Annotated in this window: 5 protein-coding genes and 2 pseudogenes; 6 read left to right on the top strand and 1 reads right to left on the bottom strand. The window is 32.6% G+C overall.

Annotation, left to right across the window (positions count from 1 at the left end; translation table 11 throughout):
- From AC1DUW_RS22140 to AC1DUW_RS22115, 6 genes and pseudogenes are all read left to right on the top strand, one after another.
- Positions 1–330 (top strand): annotated as a pseudogene (locus tag AC1DUW_RS22140) (ABC transporter ATP-binding protein); the annotation flags it as partial.
- Positions 308–1,051: a hypothetical protein gene (locus tag AC1DUW_RS22135; RefSeq protein ID WP_477643474.1), complete on the top strand. Its 744-nt coding sequence runs from the start codon at positions 308–310 to the stop codon at positions 1,049–1,051. The pseudogene AC1DUW_RS22140 and the gene AC1DUW_RS22135, both read left to right, overlap by 23 nt.
- On the top strand, positions 1,048–1,743 hold the full coding sequence (locus AC1DUW_RS22130) for a hypothetical protein (protein ID WP_477643473.1): 696 nt from the start codon (positions 1,048–1,050) through the stop codon (positions 1,741–1,743). Before AC1DUW_RS22135 ends, AC1DUW_RS22130 begins: the two co-directional genes overlap by 4 nt.
- A 148-nt stretch (positions 1,744–1,891) precedes the next feature.
- The gene (locus AC1DUW_RS22125) at positions 1,892–2,272 is read left to right on the top strand and encodes an RNA polymerase sigma factor (protein ID WP_477643472.1); all 381 of its coding nucleotides are present in this window, start codon (positions 1,892–1,894) and stop codon (positions 2,270–2,272) included.
- Positions 2,273–2,583: 311 nt separating this feature from the next.
- Positions 2,584–2,814, top strand: coding sequence for a hypothetical protein (locus AC1DUW_RS22120; protein WP_477643471.1), 231 nt, complete (start codon positions 2,584–2,586; stop codon positions 2,812–2,814).
- A gap of 330 nt (positions 2,815–3,144) precedes the next feature.
- Positions 3,145–3,582 carry a VOC family protein gene (locus AC1DUW_RS22115; protein ID WP_062187334.1) on the top strand — a complete coding sequence of 146 codons (438 nt, stop codon included), beginning with the start codon at positions 3,145–3,147 and terminating at the stop codon, positions 3,580–3,582.
- Between the two features lie 406 nt (positions 3,583–3,988).
- On the opposite strand, the pseudogene AC1DUW_RS22110 reads toward AC1DUW_RS22115, so the two are convergent.
- A pseudogene (locus tag AC1DUW_RS22110) lies at positions 3,989–4,188 on the bottom strand (DGQHR domain-containing protein); the annotation flags it as partial.

The following is a 4,188-nucleotide window of genomic DNA, read 5'->3' as shown; positions in this document are numbered from 1 at the left end:
ATTGAGGATTTACTGGAAGATGTGTTACTCATTAAAGATGGGAAAAAACATTTCCAAATGTCAATCTCTGAGTTAAAAGAATGGGCTATCGGATTAAAAGGAACCACAGAAGAAGTACTTAATTTTTCGGATGGAAAGGAAATACTTTTTAAAGAATATTTCGGTTTGAATACGATGTATGCGGTTGTAAAAAATGATTTTTCTGAGTCCTTACTTAATAAAGCGCACCTTGTAGGAGTGGAAATCTTACCCGTTCAATCTAGTGATTTATGTGTTTACTTAACCAGTGAAACGAAAGGAGGAATTGATGATGTCTTTAACAAGCGTTAATTTGTGGGAAACGGTAAAAAAACAATACTTCTTTAAGCTAAAAGCAAATATAGATGCTTTTAGTTCACTCATTGGAATTCAGTTATTAGCGCTTCTCTTTTCATTTGGCGGTGTTGGTTCAGTTGGAATGGGAGGAGGGAATTTTAGTATTAATATAAAATACTATTCTGCAGATTTAGTCATTGGTTTCACACTGATATGGGCTTTCGTTACAGCGATTGTAATCACTACGAAACCATACCGAAATCATGATTTTACGTTCGTAACCAATCGCCTTAGTAGCAGCCTGTCGAATATTTTATATTTATTAACGGCAAGTATCGTTGGGAGTATCACTGCCATACTGGCTGGGAATTTACTGAAAATCTTAGCTCATATTTTGCTTGATGATCAGATTTATAGCTTTAATACTGGGCTTCAAGAACTTGTTATGGGTATAGGTGTAACAATTTTATATGTTTTCTTCGTTACCTCCATTGGTTATTTTATTGGGACACTGGTCCAAGAAAGTAAATTGTTTATCATTCTTATTCCGGTTTTGTTTTTTGGAATACTATTTCTTGAGGCATCAATGCAAAAAGAGCCTTTTCTCATAAATGTATTTAAATTTTATGGGATGGAATCAACGCTTTTTCTATTTATTATCAAAGTGATTGTAACGGTTGCTGTATTTTTTACAGCTGCTATAAGCATCTTGAATCGAATGGAGGTAAGACGATGACCGTTTTGACAGCAATTTTGCCGTTAGTCATCCTGATTCTTATATTTGGTGTTTTCATTTTTATGGTTAGGCTTTCCAGAAAATTTGCAACTCCCAAAGTAACTCACTGGCTTCTCTTCATCTATATAGGCGTACTGCTTCTAGGCACTGTTTTTGTTCCTTTCATCATTGATGATTCTTTGAGTCAGAAAGGAATGGAAAAAGCCATAGATACAGATCGGGAATTAAGTGGTTTATATACGAAACTTAATGAGGGAGAGATCGATCAGATTGATGCTAAGTATTTAATGAAAGAAAGTAGTTTTAGTAATTACCAAAATCAATCAATAAGGGTCGAATCTAGCAACAATGACAGTTCACAGATTTTCGTAGAAAGAAAAGCAAATAACGATGACACGATTGAAGCTTTCATTTTTGGCAATGGATTAATAATAGACGGTTACGATTTTTCTAGAAAACTGAAGCCTTATCATCTTGAGTTAATGAAAAATACCCTTACCATTAATCTTCCTCAGCAACAAGATATTAATCTTATAATAACTAAAGCTGATTTTCCAATACGGCAATTTACAGGTGAATCGATCATAAATCCATCTTTTAGTACCGGCGACCAAGTCGTTTATTTACGAATACCTAATCATCTTGAGTTAATAGCTGGTAATCATGTTTTTCTTGAATTTATTGAGAAGTAGACGAGTGGTTGAGAGGTTTTTATCGCTTTACAATCATGCTCTAAAGTTTTTGTATGAGAGTACAGAAAATCAGACTGCTGAAGAAAGCGAAAAGAATAAAAAAATGATAAAGATTAACACTGAACTTTTATAACCTTAGATACTTTACATGGGATTGGATGAAATGATGAGTGAAGAAGAAAACATAAATCAACTTTATATTWAATATAGAAATAAAATATCTAAAATAGCACTTTCGTTTATAAAAAATCCATACCTTTCAGAGGATATTTCTCATGAAGTTTTTTTGAAGGTTTATTATAATCGTGAAAAATTTATGGGAATATGCTCCTTAGATACGTGGGTTTATAAGGTAACTAAAAATTATTGTATCGATTATTTACGTAGTAGTCATATAAAGAATGTTGTACCTTCTGAAGATGTTGATTTATTTCTTAATCAGAATTCTACTCCAGAAGATGAATTAATAATTAAATATGATTCTGCTGGTACAACGGGTGCAAGTCGTTGTGGGATTCCTATTGTTTAAGCTTTTTTAATTACATAGAAATATGATCTTCTGAAAATCCCCAAAATTAATGGATGACTTTAAAAAATCCTGACTTTATCTTTTTTTATAGATAAAATCGGGATTTTTCGTATCTTTTGTTAGAAATGCTTGGTGAAATTTCCCTAAGTATTAACAGGTATCCAACAACCGTGGTTCTCACCGTACCGGAGGAAAATCAGGTTTTTACCTTCCAAAAAATGTCTTACCGTATAATATTCGCGTTTTGCCGGCAAGACCTCTTATGGAACTAAAGGGGCAGAATAGTTCAAGAAAGATAACAAAAAATATTAGTGAATATGTTTGGCGTGAAAGGAAAAGTAATGGATAAGGTAAAACTTTATTTAAAATATCGAAAGAAATCATTTCTTTTAAATACTGCACTTTTTATTGCAGGTTTCATTGTTGTTATCTTTATATTTGGACCTCCGAAGTATTATGTTGTCCCCATTTTATCAATGATAACGGCTTATGGTTTTTTAGAGTTTGTAGAATATAAACGTTGGAAAAAAGAAAATTATTGAGTTTAGCATCCTCAACTAACAGGTGCTTTAGTTCAWWAACAGGGGTTGCTGCGGCAGCCTTTTTCTTGCACTAACGGGGCAGTATTGTTCAATAATCAAAGGGAAACATTGAGAAAAAATAGGTGGAAAGTATATGAATAATTATCCCCAATTGACACCGTTAGGGAAATGAGGAAGGAGTTTAAAAATAATTTAATACAAAATTAGTGAAATGATTCTTTTCTTCACTGGCAATGCTGGTATCTTATTATTATATTAATCGTCCCTTTGTTAATACTAGAATTTGAAACAGGATATTGCAAAATAACAGGAACATAGGAGGTATGAAATTTGAAGATCCAAAGAATAGATCATGTGGGTGTAATCGTAAATGATCTCTCTGCCGCTAAAGAGTTTTTTCTCGATTTTGGACTTGAGGTGAAAGGGGAATGGGAAATGGAAGGAGAGTTGATGGGATATGCAGTTGGGCTTAATGACGTTAAAGTAGCGTGTGTAGGATTGGGAATGCCAGACGGTCAGACATGGATAGAGCTAATCAAATTTTATACGCCGTCAGATGAAAAAGATATTCAGCAAACCTTTGCAAATACACTGGGTATCCGACATATTGCATTTACTGTTGAAGATATTGAAGCTGTTGTTGCCAAATTGAAAAAGAAGGGTACGGAAATCTTTAGTGAGATACAGCAATATGAAGAAAGTTATAAATTATGCTACGTTCGTGGTCCAGAGGGAATTATTTTGGAGTTGGCTGAGGAAATCAAATAAGTAATATTAATTAAAATGAAAGTACGACTCTTTGTTACTTTCTATTTTTTTAGTTTGTGAAGAAATGTACTTAAACTAACGGGTGCGTTAGTTCTATAATAATCACTAAAAAAATAATCAAACTATTTTATAAAAATTGTAAACTAAATCACTAGAAAAGAACCCTTTTTGATCAATCTCTTTTCAAAATGGATTGTATTTATTTACGTTAATATGAGGATTCAGGAGGACCTTGTGATCAATCTTTATTTCAAAGCTACAGTTGATTCTTTTTTACAGATGCTTTAGCACAATACATACATGAACTGAGCTGGAAAGTTCCCTACAAAGAATAAGGAATAAGAATGGCCGAAAATCAATTTGATTTTTCGGCCATTTTAATATTTGAAAATGGGGAATTCAAGAATTATTTTTCTACAGATGCTATGATGTCTTCAGCTAAGAGTTTAGAACCACTAGCACCTTTTAGATATTTCAATGTTCCTTCACTAGACCAATCAAATATCTTTATACTGCTCATTCTTTTATTTACTTCTTTAATGTTTAACTGGTTAGAAACAAAATTATAATTTGAAGGATAATTTCCTATAGCAAAAGCATTTAAAC

The sequence above is a fragment of the Peribacillus sp. P4_C12 genome (assembly GCF_056402095.1).
The sequence above is the reverse complement of the archived record's forward strand: the minus strand, read 5'-3'. Positions and strand labels throughout refer to the sequence as shown.

Coding starts and splice junctions, on each gene's coding strand:
- AC1DUW_RS22135 (WP_477643474.1), top strand. CDS start 308: ATGATGTCTTTAACAAGCGTTAATTTGTGGGAAACGGTAAAAAAACAA.
- AC1DUW_RS22130 (WP_477643473.1), top strand. CDS start 1,048: ATGACCGTTTTGACAGCAATTTTGCCGTTAGTCATCCTGATTCTTATA.